Raw genomic sequence first — 23914 nt, forward strand, 5'->3', positions numbered from 1 at the left:
GCCAAACCCGAACCCGCAAATTACCACTACAACGTGCGCAACTGCGCGACCTGAAGATCCGGCTCAAACACCCCGGTGCGATCGAAGTCATCCAGTGCACTTTCCCAATCGGTTAAATCCAGACCATGATGGGCAATCCAACCGGGGTTAAAATAGGTGTCGATGTAGCGATCGCCGCCGTCACACAGAAGCGTTACAACCGAGCCTTTCTCGCCAGTTTTTTGCATCTGGCTGGCCAAACTCAGTGTCGCGATCAGATTGGTACCGGTAGACCCGCCGCAACGCCGACCTAGATGACGTTCGAGATAACGCAACGCAGCAAAACTGGCTGCATCCGGCACGCGCACCATGCGGTCAATCACCGCGGGGTTAAAGGAGGGCTCCACCCTTGGGCGGCCAATACCCTCAATACGAGAGCCACACTGGCCTGTTATGTCTGAGCGGCCGCTGGCAAAAGCCTCATAAAACACAGAGTTTTCAGGGTCGGCCACACACAGCTCACAGCCACGTGCGAGGTGTCCGCCATAGCGGATATAGCGCCCTATGGTTGAGGAAGTGCCTCCCGTACCTGCGCTGACAACGATCCAGCGGGGCGTGGGGTGCGGCTCCCGCTGCAACTGTTGGAAAATGCTTTCGGCAATATTGTTGTTGCCACGCCAGTCCGTCGCTCGCTCAGCGTAAGTGAATTGGTCCATATAGTGACCGCCCAGCTCACGAGCCAGCCGCTGCGATTCGGTATAGATCTCGCTACCGTTCTCAACCAGATGGCATTCACCGCCATAAAATTCAATCTTGGCGATTTTTTGGGCCGATGTGGTTCTGGGCATCACTGCTATAAACCGTAACCCCAGAAGCTTGGCAAAATACGCCTCAGACACCGCCGTGGAGCCGCTAGACGCTTCAATGACGGGAGTACTCTGCGTAATCCAACCATTACAGAGCCCGAATAGAAAAAGCGAACGAGCCAACCGATGCTTGAGACTGCCCGTGGGATGAGTTGATTCATCTTTAAGATAAATATCGATGTTCTGCAGCCCGGGCAGATCCAGTTTGATCAGGTGGGTGTCTGAAGATCGATTGAAGTCCGCATCAATTCGGGCGATGGCATCGGACAGCCACTGGGCGTGATTCGACATGATTATTGATCCTGACGGTTATCATCGGAGTGCGCTGCTCAAGAGTAGCCCACAAAGGCGTCCTATTAAAAAAATTGAGAGAACCTGAAACTTTTCCCACTCCCGCCTCGTTTCTTCTTTTGCAAGACCAACAATAGAAGAGGAATACGGAATGAAAACTTTTCTGAAGCGCTCCGGCCTCGCCATTGCGGTTGCCGGGCTCTGTATCAGTGCTGGCTCAGCAAACGCATCCAGCCATCGCGAAGCCCCCTTTATCACTGAGGTACCCAAAGTCGATGGGACCGATTTCTACATGTTTCGCAGTTACGAAGCCGGCCGCGACAATTTCGTCACGCTGATCGCGAATTACCTGCCTCTGCAGGATGCGTATGGCGGGCCTAACTATTTCGATCTGGACGAAGACGCAGTGTATGAAATCCACATCGACAACAGCGGTAACGCTCAGGAAGACCTGACGTTCCGCTTCCAGTTTTCCAGCACTCTGAACGACATTCAGCTACCCGTCGGCCCCGAAGGCGACCAAAAAATGGTCTCTGTTCCCCTAAAAAATATTGGCGATGCCAGCAACAGCGCCAATGTTCAGCTCAGTCAGAAATACACGGTTTCTGTGATTCGTGGTGACCGCCGCACAGGCACCGTCGAGACGGCAACCAATGTCACGGACGGCACAGGCACCTTCGACAAGCCTCTGGATAACATTGGTGGGAAATCGTTTGCCGATTATGAAGCCTACGCCAATCAGCACATCTTTCAAATTGGCATCCCCGGCTGCGCCACCAACGGTCAGGTATTTGTAGGGCAGCGCAAAGAAGCCTTTGCTGTGAACCTTGGCGAGATTTTCGATCTGGTCAACACCAACCCACTCGGCGCACGAGACGGCGAAGGCGCAGGCGATCTTGCGGACAAGAACGTGACCTCGTTTGCGCTGGAAGTGCCCACCGAATGCCTGACGGGAACCGCCGCAACCGCCTCGGACCAACCAGTCATCGGAGCTTGGACCACCGCCAGTGTGCGGCAGGCGCGCGTTATCAATCCAGAACCCATCGCGGGCGGCAAAGGCGCCACAGTAGAGGGTGGCGCCTGGACTCAGGTATCTCGCCTTGGTATGCCGCTGGTAAATGAAGTCGTCATAGGCCTGAAGGATAAAGACCTGTTCAACGCCAGCGAGCCCATGAACGATGGCCAGTTTGCCACCTACGTAACCCATCCAACCCTGCCGGAACTGCTAGAAATACTCTTCGGCGCTGCAGGCGCTGTCGCACCGGATAATTTCCCGCGCACAGATTTGGTAACCGCCTTCCTGACCGGTGTACCCGATGTAAACATGCCAGTAGGTGTGCAAGTCTCAGAAATGCTGCGCCTTAACCCGACCATTGCAGCGACACCTGCGTCCATGCAAAACGATCTGGGTGTTCTGGGTGGCGACAACGCTGGCTTCCCGAACGGTCGTCGCCCTGTGGACGATGTGGTCGATTCCGCTTTACGGGTCGTTATGGGCGCTTTGACAAGCGACGCGCCAAACAAGGACGCACCGTTTACCGATGGCGTTCAACTCGATCCGAGCGAAGTGCAGGCCGTGTTCCCGTATCTGGCGAATCCGCTGGCCGGCTCACCTAATTCATAAGGAGCGAATGATGAAACTGACCATACAGCTTGCCGGGTTCGGCTTCATGGCTTTGGCATTGTCGGGGTGCTTCACGGACTCCAGCAATAACAGCAGCCAGAACCCACTGCCCGATGTGTCACTGGATTTCGAAACCTTCGTGAAAGGCGAATTTGATAACCCGGATTTTAACCGGGAGCCCAGAGACATCAATGCCATCACATTTAGTTTCAATGATCAGGATGACCCAAGGGCTTTCGATGATCTACTCAGATAAAACTCTCCCACACCGGGCTCATCCGTCTTTGAGCCCGGCCTTCCCCCTCCCAGCGCTTCGGCGCGGAGGGGCTTTTTGGATTGGGCTTGGTCTGCTCGGCGTTCTGTGCTCTTTTGCCGTTACGGCGGCCCCGAGCCCAATTCAAAGCGATTTTGATGACGACGCGGTACTGGTAACGCTGCCGGAGTCTGCGCCGGCCAAGGTTGGCGCTCCAGCGTCACAGAAAGCCATGGCTCGCGAGGTTCAACGGTTGATCGCGGAAGCAAGGCGAAGCGGCGACCCCCGCTTTCTGGGTTATGCCGAACGCGTGTTCAATCAACTGGGCAGCCAGAAACTGAACGCCCCATTACTGGTACTGCGTGCCACACTGGCGCAGAGCATGCACCGATTCGACGCAGCGAGGAAGGATTTGCAAACCGTGCTCGACCGTTCTAATGCACCGGCACAGAGAACACAGTCTTTGGTGACTTTAGCGAATATCGAGCTGGTTCAGGGACAATACGATCGAGCACAGCTTCTGTGTGAACGATTGAGAACCGAGCACCCAGGGCTCATTGCCTCCAGTTGTCACGCCCAAGTGGCCGCTCGTACAGGCTCGGCCGAAGCCGCTTACACCGAGCTGGCGGCCACAACCCGCTCCGCGAGCAAGGTTAACATTCAGGGCTACCTCTGGGCTCAGGGTACGCTAGGCGACATCGCCGCACAGCTCGGCAAGGATTCAGCAGCTAAGCACTGGCAGCAGGTGCTGAGTCTGGACCCGGACGACTTGTACACTCGGGCGCAACTGGCCGATTGGTATCTACAAAATGAAAACCTCAATCAGGCGCTGGGTGTAACCGAAGGCTATGACGCCGTGGATAATTTGGCCGTTATACGCGCCATTGCCTTGCGCCGCCTGAACCACCCTGAGGCTCCGGCACTGGCCTCCCGGCTAAGAGAGCGATTTGAAGAAGCTCTGTGGCGCGGGTCTATGTTGCACCAGCGTGACTTATCCCGATTCGAACTGGATATCGAACAGCGGCCCAAGGATGCCCTTCAACACGCCATGGCCAACTGGGACACACAGCGTGAGCCACTGGATACCCGTTTGGCACTCAGGTCCGCGCTTGCTGCACAAGACAAGGCAGCACTGAGCCGCATACAAGAATGGCTAAAGCAGCAGAACCAATCTGATGCCCGCTATCCGGAGGCGTCGTGATGTCTATAAAACAGACTCTAGCGTTGCTGGTCATGGCAGCTTTCGCCAGTACGGTATTCGCCCACAAGGCCAGCGACAGCTTTCTCTACGTGGATATGAATGCCTCTCAGGTGCGAATCGACGTGGCCCTTCGGGATTTGGCCCTGCTGGTGCCTTTGGATACCAATGGCGATTTGAAGGTCACGGTGCAGGAATTGCGCGCCCAGCGGTCGCTCGCGACACAAGCAATTGAAAACGCGCTAACTCTGACCAGTGGGCAAACTGCTTGCGAACTCAGGGGACTGACTTGGGGCTTGAGCGCTCACAGCGATGGCCCTTATTTGGCCACTGAATATCGCGTGGACTGCCCTAACGGCGAACCCCCGGAACAGGTTGAATACACCTTATTGTTTGATACAGACAGCCTGCATCGTGGACTGATTCAAATCACATCAGGCGAGACCCGCTCTCTCACCGTCGCCTCACCCGACAAACCGGTTGTTGATCTCACCGAAAGTGCTGTGGGAGCGTGGAGCACCTTCGGGACTTTTCTGTATGAAGGCATAGTCCATTTACTGATCGGGCTTGATCACATGCTGTTTCTGCTGGTGTTAGTGTTGCCGGCTACGCTGATCAACCGCCGAGAGAACAGTCAGGGTACAGCACGCTCATTCAAATCGCGGTTACTGCAGTTGGCGGGCATCGTGACCGCTTTTACCCTGGCGCACTCCATTACTCTGGCACTATCGGCGTTGGATGTTATTCAGCTCCCCATCGCCTGGGTGGAAACTGTGATTGCGCTTTCCATCGCTGCGGCGGCACTTAACGTGGTTTGGCCTTTTTTGGGGCGAAAGACCTGGAAGTTGGCATTTGCGTTCGGGCTGATACATGGCTTCGGCTTTGCCAGTGTGTTGGGCGACCTGACCGGAGGTGTCTCCAATTTGGCACTTGCGCTTGCAGGGTTCAATTTGGGAGTGGAGTTCGGGCAACTGGGCCTATTGCTCATCGGCTTTCCCTTGCTCTATGCCTTGGCGCACATAAAAGCCTATCAACGGTTTATCGTGCCTTTGATTCTCTTGGGTGTAGGCTCCATCAGCTTGATGTGGGTAGCAGAAAGGGCAGGTTCCATTTAAAGAAGCACTCAAAAAAAGAGCCGGGCGCTTGCCCGGCTTTTCAATTCAAGGTTTCACAGCTGTTTTTTCAGAACTATCTTTTCAGAACTGTCTTCTAGTGCAACGCCCGCAACTGTCGCGGATACAACGCAGCACTGACTTCTGGCTCCTCCAAAAGATCCGCCAGTTCAAGATCAACGTCTGACGCCTCGCCATGTTCAGGCAAGGGTTCGAACAGTGTGCTCAACCAGGACGCAATCGAAGGCTCTTCGTCACGCCTATAATCCGTCGACAGCGCTTTGATACGACGGAAGCCGATGATGCGCTGATGCTTGGGATCCCGGATTTGTTCGAATCCACGCCAGTACACGTGATCGCGCGTGTGCAGTTGCACAAACAAAGTGTCTATCGGTTCGTTTGTCTCGTCCTCCGCGCTATCTTTTGACGGGGCATCAAGATTATCCGCCGACGCTTCAGCCAAGGCTTCGGCGCCATCATCGTCTGCTGCTTCTTTCGTTTTCTGACGAATGGTTGTCCATGCAGGGTATAAAACCGCCACGGCATCCGCCTCAACATGCTCGCGGGCAGCGCGAAGAATCAATCCCCAGCGCGCCTTGTCGGCATCGGTTTCAAGTGAGTTGATGGGCAAGTCATAGCTTTGTTCGTTAGCCAGTACGATCGCCATCATCGGAGCGTCGAGCTCTCCCATGGCTTCAGCCTGTGCAACGGATACCAGTTCATCGATTGCCATCGGTTGGTTCATAATACGCTCGCCTCCTCGATGCCATCAGGGTGTATCAGGAAGATGATCTCCCTGACACACAGCATAGCTTGTTACGCGCATAAAGATAAACGTGGGGTTTCACGCAACAGATCACAAACCCGCTTTTGGAAAGGCATTTTCCAACCTTTCATAATAGCCAAACCACGGAGCAGCCTCTTCAAGCTGGGCTGCCAGCTGCAACAGAACACCTTCATCGCCATGGGGTGCACCCAGTTGTACACCAACCGGCATACCCTCCACAGTCCAATGTACTGGCACGGACATGGCTGGCGTTCCCGTCAAGTTGGCAAGCTGAGTGAACGGTGTGCGGGCCAGATTTTCTATCGCGATCTGATCCACCTGACCGCTGCGATGCACCATTTTCCCGGCCTTGAGGGTTAGCATCAGCTTTGCTGCCATTTTTAAATGTGCAGGTGTCTCCAATTCACCGATCCGGGCGGGCATTTGCCCGGCGGTAGGGCAGAGGTAAAGGTCGTAACCGCTAAAAAACGCACCCAGCGCTCGGGCAAACTCATTCCATTGTTGGCGCCGAAGCACATAATCAGACAACGGCATGGTATTACCCAGCATGCCCAGTAGGCGGGTATCCAGTTCAAAATCGCTGTTTGTGGCGCCAAGCTGCTCTTTGGCTTTCGCCATCATTGCAGACACCTCGCCAAAATACAGACCAAGATAACAGCGGGCCAACGCCATACCATCAAATTCCGGGCGAGCGTACTCAACTTTGTGGCCCAAGTTTTCTAGAATCCGAGCAGTTTCCTCAACGGCCGCAATACATTCGGGCGCCACGTCTGTGTCGTAGGGCGATGCGGTGAACACGCCTATTTTCAGGCTACCCGGCGACTGTTGCATCAAATCCGCGTACGCAACATCGGGTTTGGGAATCACGAACGGATCGCCGGAGGCCGCGCCACTTAGCACGTCTAACATAGCGGCACTATCACGCACTGTTCGGGTAACCACGTGATCCGAAGAGGCTCCCGTCCAGGCTTCACCCAGCAAAGGCCCGCTGGAAATACGCCCACGAGATGGTTTAAGCCCAAAGAGACCGTTATAGGCTGCGGGTATACGAATCGAGCCGCCACCATCGTTTGCGCCAGCCATCGGCACAACACCAGCCGCAGTTGCAGCACCGGAGCCGCCACTGGAGCCGCCTGGTGTGACCTGAGTGTCCCAAGGGTTCAGAGAAGCCCCCCATAATTCAGACTCTGTGACAGCCTTTAGGCCAAACTCCGGTGTTGTTGTGCGCCCCAAAAACACCAGCCCACCCTCGCGGGCACGGCGTACAAATTCGGAATCCTGTGGCGCAATATAGTTTTTAAAGCCGCGACTACCATAGGTGCAGGGCTTTCCAGCCTGTTCCTGAGACAAGTCTTTTAAAAGCAAAGGCACACCGGCAAAAGTTCCGTGCTTTGGGCACTCCTGCGCCAGCGCCTCAGAAAACTGGGGAAAGCAGATCGCGTTGAGGGAGCCGTTCACAACGGTTGCTCGTTCCACCGCAGCCTCGCATACTTCCCGGGAGGTTACATCGCCACGGCGGATAAGGTCAGCCAACGCGGTGGCGTCGTAACGCAGATATTCAGATTGCTTCATAAAGGCGTCCATTTGTTATTGTGATGACCGGAATGCCACGGATACATCGTTTATGAACTTAAGATTCGCAAGCTTACGTCAGCTTGCACTGATTTTCATCCTGACCGCATTGAGGCAAGGGACCCTGTGGGCAGAAGAGAGCCAAACCGAGACTGTCAGCACGGACACTCCGGATTGGACAGCCGTTGTAAGGAATTCGCCTTACTGGGTTAGTCAGGGCGTCTACACAAATATTCTCACCATACGCCGCTGGGTATTGAAAGAAGCCGGTTACTGCTCAAGCCCAGAGCGCCACATTCTGTTCGATATGCGCGGGCAGTTTTTAGGCTGGATAAGCAACGGCACCAATCGTTCCGCGACGCAAAAGCGCTTGAACGATACCCGGAAGGAACTGCATGCGAAAGGCCTTACCGAGGAGTGGGTTGCCGGTGATGCCAATACAAAAGGCTACCCATTCGCCCTGGCCTGTGAGCAGCCCCACGTGAATCTGGACATTGCCGTTGGCCGGTATTTAGGTGCCCGGGGAAAGGATAGAGTTTGGGGTGCTTGGGATGACCTTTCTTTTGCAACTCGCGAGCAGCCCGGCGCTCTCCATGATGCTCTGCTTTACATTGTGCAACGCCGGAGCGAACAAAACCGTTTCGCGTTACCGGAGGTTTTACCCCGATATCTGGCCGGGCAAATCTTAATTGAAAGTGGTGGGCAAGCGAGGGCCCATTCCCGCGCAAACGCTAAGGGCATTCTTCAGCTCTCACCTTCTGCGTTGAAAGACTGCCAGATCAAACCACAGAACTATTGGCACCGGCTGGCCCAGATTGATTGCGCACTTCGCTTAATGCACCAGAATGCCCGCAACCTGCAAGCTGCGTTCGAAAAGCGTTTTGGCCACCTAGCGGAAGCCAAGCGTAACGAACTCTTTGTGCTGCTATTGGTACAGGCCTACCACGGTGGCGCAAGCCGTGTGCAGGCGCTCCTTGATAACGAGACACTGGCCAAGCCTGCAGAATACTTTGCCGCTAACCACGAGCGATTTACCGCAGGCGACATAGCGTTTGGCATGGTGTTTCACAATTTAGGTCGAGATAGGCTGGGGCTCGCTTCTTTGTATTATGTTGCCGATGTTCAGCTCGCAACCGAGGCATTGTGCCGAACGCCAGCGCTTAAACCCGAGGAATTTTGCGCTTGGAAATAACCTTACTTTTGGCTATTCCTTCGACTCCCCCACAGGCGTAACCACAACACGGTTTCGGCCTTGCGACTTGGCAAGATAGGCGCCTTCATCAGCCCGGGCGACCACGTCTTTGGGTTCGCGGTCTGCAGGTAGCAACTCGGTCATACCAATACTCGCGGTCACTCCGAACATGCGACCTTCGTGCTCAATTTCTAGCGCTTCAACCCCTGCACGAATACGTTCGGCAAGGGTTTTGGCTCTACTTAGACCACAAGCGGGCAGAATGATGCCAAACTCATCCCCCCCTAATCTCGCCACCGTATCCGACTGGCGCACCGATTCTTTGAATAGGTCGGACAGACGACGAAGCATTTCATCACCGAGCAGGTGTCCACCTTCGTCATTCACAGGCTTAAAGTGATCAAGGTCGATCAGCATTAACACAGAGCTTGCTTCCTGCCGCGACGACTCACCGAGCACTTTACCCAACGAAGCATTGAATGCACGACGGTTCACTAGCTGCGTTAGGCTGTCGTGGGTTGCTTCCCAAGATAGCCTCTCTTCCTCGCGCCGACGCTCAGCGTCGTCCCTGAATACGAACACCAGCCGTTCGTTCTCCCGCCCCTGTCGGATGTGGATCATACTGAGATCAACATCGAAAGCATCGCCTCTGCGATTGCGAAGGGTAACGTACAGGCTGTCGAGATCATCATGAGCAAGGAACCAGTCATGAGTGAGCGCCTGATCTTCGTGCTCAATTCCCACCAACTCAAAGACATTTGAGCCAATATAGTCCTCGCCAGTGCCCAAAAACCGGCCCGCCGCTTGGTTCGCATAACGTATGGCTCCGCCGGTATCGGCCATCAAAACACCGTCTTGCATTACTCCCAGTATGTTTTCTGCCCTCTGCCGCTCATCCCGCAGTGCATCCTCAACTTCCAATTCGTGCGAAATATCCCGCACAATCGTAACGGTGCCCATGACCTTTTCAGGCGTTTCAAGAATCGCCGTCATTACCTGACACCAAACCGGTGCGCCTGTATTCAAGCCCTGCAAACGGAAGCGATCACGAAATACCACCTGTCCCTCAAGCGCTTTTTGCCAACCTTCAATCACCGCATCACGGTCATCGTCTGCGATGCAATCGAATAAATGGGTACCGCTAAGCGCGGCCAATTTCAGGCCGATAATGCTCTCGAACACAGGATTCACAAACTCGATACGGCCAAGTACATCTGCCTGCACAATGCCGATAGGGGCGCCCCGGGTGAGTGATCGGAAAAACGCTTCCCGCTCGGCCAACGAACTAAGAACGTCCTCACGCTCATCCATGACCAGATTGAATATTTCTGCCACTTGACTGATTTCCGAACCCCCGGAAACCCCCACCGGTTTATTGCGCACACCAAGGTGGCGCTCATGCACTTGCAGCCCAAGTTCGCCTAAAGGCGCCATCAAACGACGGAAACGCCACATAGCCATCGGAACAACGAGCAAGATCACAACCAACAATATCCAGAGAAACGCATCTTTAAGGCGAGTAGCGGGAGCATAAGCTTCGCGAGCGGGCCAAACAGCGGCTACAAACCAAGGCACCTCAGACATTTGCTGAACCGACAGGATTATACGTTCACCTTTGGCGTTACTGGTTCTGGCTGTCCCCTCAAATCCGCTCATAGCTCGACTTAGCACCGGATTGCTATCACTTACCGGTTGCATAACCTCTCCGGTGCGGCCGTTGGCCAGTACAATCCCATTGCGGGCTATGATAGTTAGGTAACCGGTTTTGCCTATGCGAATATTCGAGAGTTCTTCTATAAGGTGCTCACCCGCTAGTGAAATCGCACCCCCGAGCATACCAATAAAGCGCTGATGATGATCAAACACTGGAGCAGCCACCATAACAGCGGGCCTGCCTTGATAGTGTGAGCGGTAGGGTTCGCTAATCTGTGGAGTAAGCTGCACGGAGATTCGACGGAAGTAGGAGCGATTGCTGATATCCGTCCCAACCATCTTCAGCTCCTTAGGGTGCTCAGCAATGACTTTACCTTGCGCGTCAATTAGGTAAATACCATCAAACAGGTGCTGCAATGCGGTTTGCCGGCGCATCAAAATTCCTGCGCGCACTTCGAAAGCTGCCTCGCTCATAGTGAATCCCTGAGCGACGTGGTTTAACGCTTCCAAGCGCTGTGACAGTTTGTCATCCAATTCGCCAGAAACCAGCCGCGCAATGGTCTCCACCTGATTTGCAGACTGTTGCTCAAGTTCCGACCTACTAAGAAACGAGCCTGCAAGCGCGACCAGAAGAGCCGTTAAAATGACGACACCCACCACAAGAAGCACGGCTCGGTTCACCAAGCTGCCCAGCCAACGACTCATCAGCACAGCAGAGCTACTCCGTTCTGCAGGGATTGAGTGTTAATGGTACGGCCTCCGGTGTCGAATCAGATCATGCGTGAAGACTGGGCTCAATGGCGACACAAATTCTAACAGAGGCTTGCGGCCTAAAGAATTACAGTCCTTGCAATTCGAATGATAATCTTTATTATTCTCATGATGTTTCAGCAAGAGCGATAACTGGCATGAGCAACCCCCTAGCACCTCTCGATTCCACACTCACGGACGACCCTATTAACCAGCTACTCGCCATGGGCGGCCCTGTCATGATGGTGTTGCTTGTGATGGCAGTTCTGGGCCTCATTACGTTTATTTATCTGATACTCGTGGGCGCGGTGTACGCTCCGAGATTGTCCAAAAAACTAAAAAATGTGATGGCACTTTGGCAACACAGCCCTGCGGACGTAAATCCGCAAGCCATTCGCCAACAAACCAGCCGCTGGGCGAAACTGAACCCTCTCCATGGCTTAATAACCAACACCATTGAAGCTCGACAAAACCAGCAAGACGACAGGCAGATCCGCGAAACCGTAGCACGGGACGCACAGCAAGCTCTTGAGCCCTTTGAAGCCCCCCTGAAAATCATTGAAGTAATCGCTGCTCTGGCGCCATTGCTCGGTTTGCTGGGAACCGTGCTGGGAATGATGGAAGCATTCAGCGCCATGGCGGCTACGGAAGGCCGAGCAAATGCATCTCAGTTAAGTGGCGGCATTTACGAAGCTTTGACCACCACCGCAGCTGGCCTTGTGGTCGCCATTCCATTTGCGGCACTGGCTGCTTGGATTGAGTTCCGGTTAAGACGTATCCATAAGCTTGTTAACAGCAGTTTGGTTACTGTGCTCACCGCTTCGCCACAAGCCTTTGCCGTGGCAACCGAAGCCGCAAGCGAGGCGACCACTAAAGCGGTCGAGCCTGCCCCCAGCCAATCCCGCCCAAAGGCACAAGACGAGCCGGAATCAGCATCCCACAGCAGACAGCGGTTCGCCCATGCAACTGGTTGAACTCAGGCCCAGCCGACCCATTCCAATCCGTATCACGCCACTGATTGATGTGGTCTTTATCCTGCTGGTGTTTTTTATGCTGACCAGCAGGTTACTGCCTGTGGATCATCTGGAACTCGCCAATAATACAGACGGCCGCAGCACCGTGACCGGTGAGCCACTTCCCTTGCTTACGGTTACCAAAGGCGGAGACGTTATGTGGCAAGAGCGCAATCTACCCGTTAGCGACCTCTTGCCCGTACTTCGCAACGCAGGCATTACTGAAGTAAATCTTACAACCGCACCAGATACCCAACTAAGCCTATTCACAGCCACCTTGGGTGAATTATCGCAGAGCGGCATTCAGGCCCACTGGCAACGCGCAACAAAAGAATCCCCATGACTGAACTGTTTCCACCTCCCTCTACCTCCGGCAAGTCCTTGATGGAGCGGGTAGAGGATGCTCTTCTGCCACTCATCAATCTGGTTTTCCTGTTACTGATGTTTTTTATCGTGGCTGGCCAGCTTGCTGATGACCCTTTACCTGATCTGCCCGCTACACCCGCAAGCAGCGAGCAACAATCGCCTCATGCTGACCTTATGGTGGACAATAAAGGGAACTGGCGAATAAATGGTGAAAATCTGGATGCGCAAGCTCTGCTGCAACGGCTACCAGAACCCGATGCACAAACCCCGCTGAAAATTGCCGCAGCCAGCCGTCTTACCATGGCAGATCTGGAAAGCCTTTTGCGCACTCTGGAAAATGGCGGTTATAAAGAAATCCTGCTGTTGACGGAGCCTGAAGCGTGAGGGAACCAGGAAAGGCCATCCGCCTTGGCCTGCTGGCCGTCGCCATTGTTCTGAGCGCAAGCATTCTGGTGGCCGCAGCACCCGAGAAGACCATAGAGCTAAATCAGCTTGGCAACGCAGCTATGAATACCGCGCCCGCCATCAAGATCTCGCTTGCAGGCAAATCCGCGCCAGAACCCATTGAGACAGCCAAACCTCAGCCAGTTCAAGAAACCCAACCCGAGCCAAAGCCAGAGCCAGAGCCAGAGCCAGAGCCAGAGCCAGAGCCAGAGCCAGAGCCAGAGCCAGAAATAGTCGAAAAAATAGATGAGCCAGTTTCAACTCAGGCAGAGCAGTCCTCGCCAGAGAGCACAGCCAGCGATAGCGCAGAGCCAGCGCCCGAAAACGGAGACTCTCAATCGCAGTCATCTGTGCCGCTACAGAATGCGGGGAATCCGTCTGCCGTTGATGATTACCTTACAAAGCTCAGCAGGCATCTTTCACGATTTTACGAATACCCCCGCCGCGCCCGCAGGTTGGGACAGGAGGGTGCGCCGGTAATCACCTTCGAGTTCCGCAGAGACGGAACCCTCATAGGCCATAGCCTACGCACAGGATCTGGCCACTCCCTGCTGGACGAAGCAGCCCTTGCCATGCTTGAGCAAGCAGCCCCTCTACCGCCAGTGCCGGAGGAGATGACGGGTAGAACCTTCAGCTACGCACTGCCTGTTCGGTTTAGCTTGCGCTGATTTCATTGAACTTACATGGCGTTTTTTGTTCGATCATGGCATCGTTAAATCGCAGGTAGATTTCCACCTGCCACCTATATTTACGCTTTATTGCTTCTATATCCGCCTCTTACTAGCCAACATGACCATACCCAATACACAGGCACAGAATTTAGGCAGATTGATGTGCGAGGTTACGCAAACCATCCTCTGGCAACCTGCCGCCAGCTGGGTTCAAGAAAGAGCCCGTGGCAGCACACTCGCATGCCGGGTAGGTTCGGGCCAAGCCACCTACCACCGTTTTGATCCACAGCGCAAACAGCACCAAATCACCTACGGCCTCAGAATGATTCAGGCCAAGCAACAACCTGATACGGCCACTGGCTGGCTCTCCGCCCGGGAAATTCACAAACGAGGTTATTTTGAGGGTGAGCTGAGCACGCTTAACCTACTCGCACACACCTGTTGTCACGAGTTCGCACACTTGCTGCAACACAGTGCTGGACATAGATATCGCGGTTCGGTGCACAACCGGTACTTCTACAATATCCTTGATGATCTGCATAAGAGTGGCCGTTCTGAAGCGGCTCGCGAGGCACTGGCGAAGCAAGCCAGTGAGTATCAGATTGCCTTATCCAATGAGCCCTTCCAACTTGCTGAGCCGGCACTGCAACCGTCGCTCTGGCAAATAAAAGATGCAGTCACCTTTAGCTCAGGCACTCGGGAGTTCCGTGGAGAAATTATCCGAGTTAACCGAAAAACCTGCACAGTAAACGGAACGGGCAGATTCCGCGGCCAGCGATATAGAGTCCCCATGTCAATGCTGCGCAAGGCATATTGAAACACGTTTGATAGGCCTTCATTGCTAGGTTTCTAAAAGCTCAGCCTGCAATAGTTCCCGTATTTCGGGAATACAAGAGCCACAGTTGGTGCCACACTTCAGGGCCTGCCCCAACGCTTCTAGCGTCGTCTGCCCACGTGAGATTGCCTTGGCTATCTGGCGGTCGCCCACCTGAAAACAACTACACACCAGCGCCCCCATGTCTTCCGTTTCCACAGACCGGCCAGCAAGCAAGCATTGTCGCTGTTCTGAACTTAGCCGCTCCGACGCAAAGCATTGATCCAACCAGACCAAGTCGGGCAAAAGCTCAACGTTATTATCCACCAAAAGAACAGCCTCAAGCTGGCCATCAACCACTCGAGCAGCCCGGAAGCGGCCTTGCGCCGAATCGACCAGAACTAGCTGCGGCTCTCCCTCCAACCAAATCGTAGCGTCCTTACTCCAGTCCACCGTTTTGCTTCCAGCGAGCCACCAACTCTCACTGTGGGCTAGTGGCTGTCGGCACCAATAATCACAGAATCCTGCTAGGTCACGGAGGTCATTGCTGGATTTTCGACGCATCAGCCGCGCTTGCCATTGGTTGGCTAGGCTGTGAAGGCTTGCAATACCATGCTTGCTCTCTGGCTGCCCAGAGAGCGGATCGGTTACAGCAGCAATCAGATTTGCTGCTACGCTTTGTGAGGCAAAACGCCCGCTCCAGTGAATCGGTATAAACACCTCTCCCAGTCGCTGGTCTGATGTCAGTCGGGCTCGTCCCAAAAATGGCTCGGGCCCCGGACCGGTGAGTTGGCACAAGGCCCCGTCACTGATGCGAAGACGAAACGCATCGTCGGGATGAATCTCAATAGAAGGTTCCTGGCGATGCGTTAAAAGCCGCGAAACCAATGCAGTGCGTGTCATGGTGTGCCATTGATCGCGAATCCGGCCAGTATTGACCACGAATGGGAAGCGAGGGGTCACACTCTGGCGCGGCCGCCCAACAGGAACGGGTACCAATCGTGCCCGACCATCATCCGTGGCAAAACACCCATCACTGAACAGCCGCGACGAGCCCTCTATCTCACCAACATCGTCAAGGATAACGGGCCATTGAGTCGGCTCTAGTTGGTTGTATTGAGCGTCTGTCAATTGCGCTAGCGCTCCAATATCAAATATCTGGCGGCCTTCGCTGACGCTGCATGCGAGAGCGGAAAGCGCTGCATGTTCACGAAAAATATCCGCAGGACACTGATACTGAAAGGCACGAGCGTACCCAAGTTCGCATGCAACCGAGGCCAATATCTGCCAGTCAGGTCGAGCGGCAGAAGATAAAGGCAGGAAGGATCGCTGCCGCGAAATGCAGCGTTCCGAGTTGGTAACGGTCCCGTCTTTCTCACCCCAGCCAGCCGCTGGTAACAGAATATCGGCCAAAGCTGTGGTGTCCGTATTCGCCATGCAGTCCGACACGATCACTGTCGGGCAGTTGGCCAGTGCCTCACGAACCCGGGCAGAGTCCGGCAGGCTAACTGCAGGGTTAGTGCCCATAATCCAGAGCACCTTGATATCGCCCCGGTGCACGGCTTCAAACAGGTCTACGGCCTTATACCCGGGTGCATCCGGAAGCTGATCTGTGCCCCAGAATTCGGCCAATTGCTCGCGGGCTCCGGGAGTGTCGTATTCCATGTGCGCAGCCAAAGTATTCGCCAAGCCACCCACCTCTCGACCACCCATAGCGTTGGGCTGGCCAGTCAAAGAGAAGGGGCTGGCGCCAGGCTGGCCAACACGTCCCGTGGCCAGATGGCAGTTGATAATAGCGTTGCAATTGTCGGTGCCGGCTACCGCCTGATTAATGCCTTGAGAGAACACTGTCACAGTGCGAGGGATGTCGGCATACCAGCGATAGAAACGCTCAACGTCGGCTTCAACAAGATCACATTGGGCAGCAACCGACGCAACCGACGGTGCAACATCCTGTGCACACGCAAGCGTTTCTTCGAAACCGCTGCAGTGCTGTGCAATGTAACTAGGGCTTGTCGCCTCGTGCCGCACCAGCCACGCCAGCAACCCGTTAAACAGAACTGTGTCCGTGCCTGGTTTCAATTTAAGGTGGAGGTCTGCAAGATCTGCTGTAGCAGTTCGGCGGGGATCAATGACCACCACCCGGCGGCCAGTTCGTCGTGCAGCGTGCATACGCTGATAGAGAATAGGGTGAGCCCAGGCAGCATTGCTACCGGTCAGCACCAGAAGGTCAGCAAGTTCCAAATCCTCGTAACAACCGGGAACACAGTCTTCACCAAACGCGCGTTTGTGAGCCGCCACGGCTGCGGACATACACAGGCGAGAATTCGTATCTACATGGGGTGTGCCAATAAAGCCCTTGGCGAGTTTATTGGCTACATAATAGTCCTCTGTCAGCAGCTGGCCCGATAGGTAAAAAGCCACAGACCCCGGGCCATGCTGAGCAACCGAATCACGAATGGCGCCGGACACTGCAGCGAGTGCCTCTGGCCAACTCGTGTCCTCACCGGCGACCCGCGGCCTCAAGAGTCTACCGTTGGGCACCAGAGTTTCATGCAATGCAGAGCCTTTCACACACAACCGGCCCTGATTGGCGGGATGGCTCTCGTCGCCGGTCACGTTAGAAGGTGTGGCCGCCACACCACAACCCACACCGCAATAGGGACACGTGGTTAGAGTGCTGGTAGCCATTTTGATATTGGAATCCACGCTTGCTCCTCTTTGCCTGTTATTAGTGACTGTTCTCTCGGTACCCTGATGCGAACTGCAATAAAAAGGCCAGTGCGGCGCCGAAGCCGTGAACCTCGCCCAAGACCGCGGCGTACAGCGCCTGTTATCCAATAACTCACCACCAGCAGACAATCACAAGGCAGGAACCCAAGGTTTCACAATGGTGCAAAGCCGCTCAAACCTGCACTAAAGCAAGCCAACAAAATCTGTAAGAAATACCCCTTAACCTTCAAAAAAAATCATTAGATATTGTTTTTAAAGAGATTTTTATCTCTGGCACAAGCTGTGCAGCCTCAAACCTGAACATTCGAGACCACTCAGATCAAACGGGCATAGGTGCCTGCCTTCCGGCAACGGAGGGCGGGCATTTTTTTGTCTGCAAGAATGTCACGAGGTAAAAAATGTTGAAGAAACCGCTGACTATTGTCACCAGACCCATCCATCAACTGGCCAGATTGGCCGCTGCAATCTCTCTTGTAGCTAGCGTAGGCACGGCCCAAGCAGAGATTGGCCCGCCAGAAAAGCCGGACCTGAAACTCGGCTTTATCAAACTGACGGATATGGCACCTTTGGCCATAGCTTGGGAGCAGGGCTTTTTTATGGATGAAGGCCTGTTTGTTGAACTGGAGGCGCAGGCCAACTGGAAAGTTCTATTAAACCGAGTGATTACCGGTGAATTGGACGGTGCGCACATGCTGGCGGGCCAGCCGCTGGGGGCATCCATTGGCTATGGCACACAGGCCGACATCATTACCGCGTTCAGCATGGATTTAAACGGCAACGGCATCACCGTCTCCAACGATGTTTGGAAGATGATGAGGCAACACATCCCAGAGCGTAACGGCAAGCCAGTGCACCCAATCAGCGCCAGCACTCTGAAACCAGCGGTTGAGCAGTCCCGAGCAAAAGGCGAGCGCTTTCGCATGGGCATGGTGTTCCCGGTATCCACCCACAACTATGAACTACGCTACTGGTTGGCGGCAGGTGGCTTGAATCCGGGTTACTACGCCCCTCAAAACGGCGATACCAGCGGCACACTGAGTGCGGACGTTCATCTCTCTGTCACTCCACCCCCACAAATGCCCGCCACTCTGGAAGCAGGCACCATTCAAGGCTACTGCGTCGGCGAGCCTTGGAACCAACAAGCTGTGTTCAAGGGCATAGGCGTTCCGGTCATCACCGACTACGAAATTTGGCCCAACAATCCGGAGAAGGTATTCGGCGTCAGTCAGACCTGGGCCGAAGAGAATCCCAATACCCACTTGCTCCTGCTGCGCGCCCTAATTCGTGCTGCCTACTGGCTGGATGAAAACAACAACGCCAACCGGGAAAGGGCTGTCGAAATCCTCGCTCGCCCGAGCTATGTGGGCGCCGATGCCGAAGTTATTGCCAACTCCATGACAGGCACTTTCGAGTACGAAAAAGGCGACGTTCGGGACGTGCCGGATTTCAACGTTTTTTTCCGCCATCACGCCACCTACCCATACCCATCCGATGCCATCTGGTATCTCTCGCAGATGCGTCGCTGGGGCCAGATACCCGAAGCAAAATCCGACGATTGGTACATGAAAACGGCCGCACAGGTATACCGCGGCGACATCTATGCCAAAGCGGCCAAATCCTTAATAGATGATGGGCTGATGAAGGCGGAAGATTTTCCCGACTTCAGTCAGGACAACTTTTCCCGTCCATATCAGGGAGAGCTCATTGATGGCGTCGCCTTTACCCCACGTCAGCCCAACGCCTACATCGACAGTTTTGACATTGGGCTCAAAGGCACTGACACACCGTAACCCGCAGTATTCAGGAGAACCACATGAGCACGCTATTGAACCCTAGCTCTGAAACCCGAATCCGCGGCGGGCTGAAAGTACTGACAGATCGATTCAATGTCGCGGAGTTAACTCAAGCTGGCAAGCAACTCTTACTGCCGATGGTCGGCATTCTAATATTTCTCGGCTTCTGGCATTTGGCCGCACCTCAGGTGAACACCTCGCTGGGCACATTTCCGGGGCCGGTGCAGGTCTGGGAGCAAAGCGGCCAGCTCTGGCAGGAGCACCTCAATCAACGGGAGCGTGCAGATAAATTCGTGACCATGCAGGAGGAACGAAATGCTCGTATTTTAGCTGAAGATCCAAACGCTAAAGTTAAGATCCGGGGCTACCCCGGTGCCCCGACGTTTCTGGACCAAATTGCCACCAGCTTGGTTACCGTCATGGCCGGCTTTCTACTTGCGACGGCAATCGCGGTCCCACTTGGCATAGTACTGGGTCTCAACCGACACCTTCAGGCAGCGATCAATCCACTGATTCAAATCTTCAAGCCCGTTTCGCCTCTGGCTTGGCTGCCGCTGGTTACTATGGTGGTCTCCGCTACTTACGTTAGTGACGATCCGATGTTTGAGAAGTCGTTCCTCACCTCAATGATCACCGTCACCCTTTGCAGCCTTTGGCCCACCCTGATCAACACAGGTGTTGGGGTGGCTGCGGTGAACCCCGACTTGCTGAATGTCTCCCGAGTTCTGCAACTGTCATTCTGGACCCATGTGAGAAAAGTCGTTCTACCGTCGTCCATACCCATAATCTTCACCGGGCTCCGGGTTTCGCTGGGTATCGCCTGGATGGTGCTGATCGCCGCCGAAATGCTGGCTCAGAGCCCAGGGCTCGGCAAGTTTGTCTGGGATGAGTTCCAGAACGGCAGCAGCCAGTCCCTGAGCCGGATCATGGCGGCCGTGTTGGCTATCGGCTTTATCGGTTTTGTGCTGGATCGAATCATGCTGGTGATCCAGAAGAAAATTGCCTGGAATGAATAACGGAGATAACCATGACTAAACCTCATTTGGAGCTGACCGGCGTGGAAATGGCCTTTGACACACCTAAGGGCTCCTTCGTCGCGCTGGATAACATCAACTTGAAAATCAAAAAGGGCGAGTTTGTCTCTCTGATTGGTCATTCTGGCTGCGGCAAGTCCACAGTACTGAACATCGTCGCTGGTCTACTTCAGGCCAGCAAAGGTGGATGTATTCTGGATGGCCACGAGATCAACGCACCGGGACCGGAACGGGCGGTCGTATTCCAGAACCATGCCTTAATGCCCTGGTTAACGGTTTATGAGAATGTTGAATTGGCTGTACAGCAGGTGTTTCGCAAAACCCTGACGAAGCAGGAGCGTCGAAGCTGGATTCATCACAATCTGGAACTGGTGAATATGGCCCATGCCGCCAACAAACGACCGGGAGAAATCTCAGGAGGCATGGCACAACGGGTAGGGATTGCCCGGGCGCTGGCAATGAAGCCAAGCGTCTTGCTGATGGACGAACCTTTCGGCGCCTTGGATGCCCTTACCCGGGCTCATCTGCAGGATTCTCTGATGAGCATTCAACAAGACCTTAACAACACCGTGATCATGATTACCCACGACGTAGACGAGGCCGTACTCCTGTCTGATCGTATTATCATGATGACCAACGGACCGGCTGCTGCCGTCGGCGAGGACCTATACATCAACTTAGAACGGCCTCGCAACCGAGTCACTCTAGCGGACGACCCCACTTACGTGCATTACCGGCAGGAGGTTCTGAAATTTCTTTATGAGAAGCAGCGCAAGCTGGAAAACATAGCACCGCACCGGAATAAAAAGGCCACCAGTGCAACCACCAATCCCTCTGCCCAGACAGCGAAAATCTGAGAGCGGGAGCTACGTTAATATATCCGCCATAGACACCAGTGCCCGGGCAACCTCGGGCAGCTTTTTACCCTGATCCATGGCCAGCTTCCGAAGGACCCGGTGGGCTTCGTCGTTATCAATTTTGCGGTGACGCATCAGCAACAAGACCGCTTTTTCCTGAGTTCTCCGATCCTCCAGTGCATCCTCAGCACTCCTTAGATCCTCACTCATTTGTTGCAACCGACGCGACTGCTCCTGCACCAAATCAAAAATTGATCGCCCAGAGTGCTGACCAATACCTTCACTGCTCCACACGTCTCCGGCTTGAACTTCCCCACTAACATCAGACTCGCACAGAACCAAAAGAGGCTGCGCGGAAAATTCCAACTGGCCAAACGAAGCCATCAGTGTTTCACGGTGTGCCAATGCTCGCCGCGCCTCGGCAAACCGCTCCACGCAGCGTCCATGAAAGCTGCTCTCCACTGACTCCTCGACCTCTTTGAGCTCATCCATACGTTCGCTCATCAGTGCAAACCAGTCATCGGCTGCGTCCGGGCCTATCGATTTGTACCGGCCAGCGGAACACGCCAACTGCCGTAAACGCCTAATCTCATTTTCCCGCCGATGTGCCCGTAGATTCATCAATAGCTCACAGCTTTGCTCATCAGCGAAGCTGAGAAACACCTCAAAACACTGCTCCTGCGTTTCAATAAGGTGCGCCATGCGCTGGGTCAGTGCATTGTCAAAGCGCCCTTGTGAAAACCCCGCCGAGCCTACTGCGCGCTCCTGGCCACAAAGTTCCTTGCCATTCATCAGATGCACCATGGCCACCAACAAGCGCACAAGTGACGGGTCTACAGCTGTATCCGCTGCCCCAAGCACCACGACAATCAGGCTTTGAATAAGGGCGCTGTAGGATTCTGTTGCCTCAGACACCGACAACGACTGGGCTTTCACCCGAGCACGCAGCGCCGTTAGGCCCTCCAATCCGTGAAGGGCACTGGCAATACGAGCCAGTAGATGACTACTAACCAGATGCGTTGTCAGTTCCTCATGAATCTCAGTCAGAGCCCGCTCGAAAACACTATATAAGCGCGTCGATTCCGCCACCGTTTCTCTTCGCTCCGAGCCAAACTTCTCGCCCTTCGACCCAAGAAACATAGTGCACGCCCCACGCTCTCGCTGCAGACCGTGCACAAGGTTACCGATACTCTGCACCAGCTTTCCCATCTGCAAGAAGTACTGGAGGTTCCTCAGTTCACAGCGTCTGGATGCGATCAAATACTCCTCAGCCGAGGGGTGGGCAGAATTACCTTGATGTTTACTGTGGTCCATTTCAAAGCTCCGGATGTTGCCTCACTCTTGTGTTACCGGTGAGTCCAGCAATTACCGCGCCAGCAAAAAAAGCATCAAAGTCGTGCAACCTGCACCGCCAAAGTGCGAAAAAAGCCGTACACCTAAGCAGCACGCGCGCCCATCAACAACAAATATCTGATTTTAAAAAGATTTTAGAATTGGCACGAACATAGCTTTATACAACTCAAGACTAACCTTCCCAACCACGAATTCGGCTGGGTACCAGATCACTGATATTGGCATTGGCGCCGGACCATCAACTCCTTTAACGGACGAGATGCTCCGGCTTTTTTGGTTCTAAACGGGGCGGAGATGCAAAGATGATCCGAAGAACGAAAGACACGTTGATCGTCTGTGGCCATGGAATGGTAGCGCAGCGATTCCTTGAAGAGTTGGTGAGCAAAGCATCAATACCCTACAGGAATATCATTGTGTTTAACGGTGAAACAGCTGCTGCATACAACCGAGTTCAGCTTTCAGCTCTGCTCAGTGGAGAAACCGACGAGGAAAGCCTGCCCCTGAAGCCGGGCGCTTGGTTTGCCCGCCATGGTATTCAGGTTCATCACAGCGAAACAGTCCACGCTATAGCTCCCCACAACCGCACGGTGACAACAAGCACAGGCAAAGTGTTCAGCTATAGCACGCTGGTTATCGCAACCGGTGCTAGCCCAGCCCGCTTAGGGATTCCCGGGGAGCAACTAAACGGCGTTATGAACTTTCGGGACCTCAACGACACTCGCGCCCTAATTGAGTTGAGCCAACGTCAGCAGCGGGCCGTCGTAGTCGGCGGCGGTTTTCTGGGGCTTGAAGCGGCGGAAGGGCTTCTGCGCCGTGGCATGGATGTCACCCTACTGCATCGAAGCGGCCACCTCTTGAATCGGCAGCTAGACCCAGAAAGTGGCAAGCTTCTATCTGACGCACTGACCGGTCGCGGTCTCAAAATTCTGACATCAACGTCACCAATCCAAGTGCTGGGGCAAGAGAGCGTCCGCGCCATTCAACTGAATGACCAGACGCTGATTGCTACGGATCTAATTGTCATCGCCACCGGCATTACACCCAACCGTGAACTGGCGCAAAACGCCGGACTGGCGTGTGGGCGGGGCATTCAAGTCAACTCGCAATTGCAAACCAGCAATCCACACATATTCGCCCTGGGCGAGTGCTGTGAGTTCAATGGCGAAACTTTTGGGCTTGTGGAGCCGGGTTATCAGCAGGCGAAAACTCTGGCGTGCGTGCTTGCAGGAACAACCAAGGGCGCGGCCTACCAGCCATCCAAAACCGCCACCCGGCTCAAAATTGGCGGCATACCTGTTTTTTCCTGTGGGCTTCAGGCACCCGATGAGCATACCGAATCCCTGATCTCGCAAGACATTACAACCGGCGGCTACAACCACCTGCTGGTTCGCGACAACCGGCTGGTCGGCGCCATTCTAATGGGGAATACCAGCCAAGGCCCTTGGTACCAGACGTTGATTAACGACAACGTCGACATTCAATCGTTTCGAGCCCAATTGCCCTTTGGCAAACCGTATTGCGAAGCAGCAGCTTGAACCGCTGCCCATGAAAGAGGACAT

20 protein-coding genes are annotated in these 23914 nt (G+C 54.4%); 14 read left to right on the forward strand and 6 right to left on the reverse strand.

The features are described from left to right. Positions 1–26: 26 nt before the first annotated feature. Positions 27–1136 carry a PLP-dependent cysteine synthase family protein gene (locus tag FE845_RS08445; protein ID WP_200363414.1) on the reverse strand — a complete coding sequence of 370 codons (1110 nt, stop codon included), beginning with the start codon at positions 1134–1136 and terminating at the stop codon, positions 27–29. Between the two features lie 151 nt (positions 1137–1287). On the opposite strand from FE845_RS08445, the gene FE845_RS08450 reads away from it, so the two are divergent. The 4 genes from FE845_RS08450 to FE845_RS08465 are packed head-to-tail and all read left to right on the forward strand — an operon-like array spanning position 1288 to position 5326. Continuing rightward, a complete protein-coding gene (locus FE845_RS08450) occupies positions 1288–2760 on the forward strand; it encodes a DUF4331 domain-containing protein (RefSeq protein WP_200363416.1) in 1473 nt (490 codons plus the stop codon). 7 nt (positions 2761–2767) lie between these two features. After that, complete coding sequence (locus FE845_RS08455) at positions 2768–3016, forward strand: hypothetical protein (RefSeq protein WP_227714192.1); 249 nt, start codon at positions 2768–2770, stop codon at positions 3014–3016. Next, positions 3000–4214 (forward strand): tetratricopeptide repeat protein, encoded by a 1215-nt coding sequence (locus FE845_RS08460; protein WP_227714193.1) that lies wholly within the window; start codon positions 3000–3002, stop codon positions 4212–4214. Before FE845_RS08455 ends, FE845_RS08460 begins: the two co-directional genes overlap by 17 nt. Beyond that, positions 4214–5326, forward strand: a complete 1113-nt coding sequence (locus FE845_RS08465; protein WP_200363418.1) for a HupE/UreJ family protein — start codon at positions 4214–4216, stop codon at positions 5324–5326. Before FE845_RS08460 ends, FE845_RS08465 begins: the two co-directional genes overlap by 1 nt. Positions 5327–5420: 94 nt before the next feature. Here FE845_RS08465 and FE845_RS08470 read toward each other — a convergent pair whose 3' ends face one another. Continuing rightward, entirely contained in the window at positions 5421–6068 is a 648-nt protein-coding gene (locus tag FE845_RS08470) for a hypothetical protein (protein ID WP_200363420.1), read from the reverse strand. A 111-nt stretch (positions 6069–6179) separates the two neighbouring features. Then, positions 6180–7682 (reverse strand): amidase, encoded by a 1503-nt coding sequence (locus FE845_RS08475; protein ID WP_200363422.1) that lies wholly within the window; start codon positions 7680–7682, stop codon positions 6180–6182. 52 nt (positions 7683–7734) lie between these two features. Between FE845_RS08475 and FE845_RS08480 the strand changes: the two genes are divergently transcribed. Then, a complete protein-coding gene (locus FE845_RS08480) occupies positions 7735–8874 on the forward strand; it encodes a transglycosylase SLT domain-containing protein (protein WP_200363424.1) in 1140 nt (379 codons plus the stop codon). A 12-nt stretch (positions 8875–8886) separates the two neighbouring features. On the opposite strand, the gene FE845_RS08485 is transcribed toward FE845_RS08480, so the two are convergent. Next, positions 8887–11232, reverse strand: coding sequence for a GGDEF domain-containing protein (locus FE845_RS08485; RefSeq protein WP_200363970.1), 2346 nt, complete (start codon positions 11230–11232; stop codon positions 8887–8889). A gap of 203 nt (positions 11233–11435) precedes the next feature. Between FE845_RS08485 and FE845_RS08490 the strand changes: the two genes are divergently transcribed. From FE845_RS08490 to FE845_RS08510, 5 genes are all read left to right on the forward strand, one after another. Then, the gene (locus FE845_RS08490; RefSeq protein WP_200363426.1) at positions 11436–12251 is read left to right on the forward strand and encodes a MotA/TolQ/ExbB proton channel family protein; all 816 of its coding nucleotides are present in this window, start codon (positions 11436–11438) and stop codon (positions 12249–12251) included. Then, positions 12238–12633 carry an ExbD/TolR family protein gene (locus tag FE845_RS08495; protein WP_200363428.1) on the forward strand — a complete coding sequence of 132 codons (396 nt, stop codon included), beginning with the start codon at positions 12238–12240 and terminating at the stop codon, positions 12631–12633. Before FE845_RS08490 ends, FE845_RS08495 begins: the two co-directional genes overlap by 14 nt. Next, positions 12630–13040 carry an ExbD/TolR family protein gene (locus FE845_RS08500; RefSeq protein ID WP_200363430.1) on the forward strand — a complete coding sequence of 137 codons (411 nt, stop codon included), beginning with the start codon at positions 12630–12632 and terminating at the stop codon, positions 13038–13040. The genes FE845_RS08495 and FE845_RS08500 overlap by 4 nt, the downstream gene beginning before the upstream one ends. Beyond that, positions 13037–13768 carry an energy transducer TonB gene (locus FE845_RS08505; protein WP_200363432.1) on the forward strand — a complete coding sequence of 244 codons (732 nt, stop codon included), beginning with the start codon at positions 13037–13039 and terminating at the stop codon, positions 13766–13768. The genes FE845_RS08500 and FE845_RS08505 overlap by 4 nt, the downstream gene beginning before the upstream one ends. Before the next feature lie 163 nt (positions 13769–13931). Beyond that, positions 13932–14588 (forward strand): hypothetical protein, encoded by a 657-nt coding sequence (locus FE845_RS08510; protein WP_200363434.1) that lies wholly within the window; start codon positions 13932–13934, stop codon positions 14586–14588. Positions 14589–14612: 24 nt separating this feature from the next. On the opposite strand, the gene FE845_RS08515 is transcribed toward FE845_RS08510, so the two are convergent. After that, the gene (locus FE845_RS08515; protein WP_320159679.1) at positions 14613–17294 is read right to left on the reverse strand and encodes a molybdopterin-dependent oxidoreductase; all 2682 of its coding nucleotides are present in this window, start codon (positions 17292–17294) and stop codon (positions 14613–14615) included. Between the two features lie 422 nt (positions 17295–17716). Between FE845_RS08515 and FE845_RS08520 the strand changes: the two genes are divergently transcribed. From FE845_RS08520 to FE845_RS08530, 3 genes are read left to right on the forward strand one after another with little or no spacing between them, the layout of a single operon-like run. After that, positions 17717–19108 carry a CmpA/NrtA family ABC transporter substrate-binding protein gene (locus FE845_RS08520; RefSeq protein ID WP_200363436.1) on the forward strand — a complete coding sequence of 464 codons (1392 nt, stop codon included), beginning with the start codon at positions 17717–17719 and terminating at the stop codon, positions 19106–19108. A 23-nt stretch (positions 19109–19131) separates the two neighbouring features. Further along, a complete protein-coding gene (locus FE845_RS08525) occupies positions 19132–20127 on the forward strand; it encodes an ABC transporter permease (RefSeq protein WP_200363438.1) in 996 nt (331 codons plus the stop codon). 11 nt (positions 20128–20138) lie between these two features. Continuing rightward, entirely contained in the window at positions 20139–21002 is an 864-nt protein-coding gene (locus FE845_RS08530; protein ID WP_200363440.1) for an ABC transporter ATP-binding protein, read from the forward strand. 9 nt (positions 21003–21011) lie between these two features. On the opposite strand, the gene FE845_RS08535 is transcribed toward FE845_RS08530, so the two are convergent. Further along, complete coding sequence (locus FE845_RS08535; RefSeq protein ID WP_200363442.1) at positions 21012–22316, reverse strand: nitrate regulatory protein; 1305 nt, start codon at positions 22314–22316, stop codon at positions 21012–21014. 341 nt (positions 22317–22657) lie between these two features. On the opposite strand from FE845_RS08535, the gene FE845_RS08540 reads away from it, so the two are divergent. Beyond that, complete coding sequence (locus tag FE845_RS08540) at positions 22658–23890, forward strand: NAD(P)/FAD-dependent oxidoreductase (protein WP_200363444.1); 1233 nt, start codon at positions 22658–22660, stop codon at positions 23888–23890. Positions 23891–23914 lie beyond the last annotated feature (24 nt).

Origin of the sequence: Marinobacter sp. 1-4A, from assembly GCF_016597725.1 — a bacterium.
Taxonomy (GTDB): domain Bacteria; phylum Pseudomonadota; class Gammaproteobacteria; order Pseudomonadales; family Oleiphilaceae; genus Marinobacter.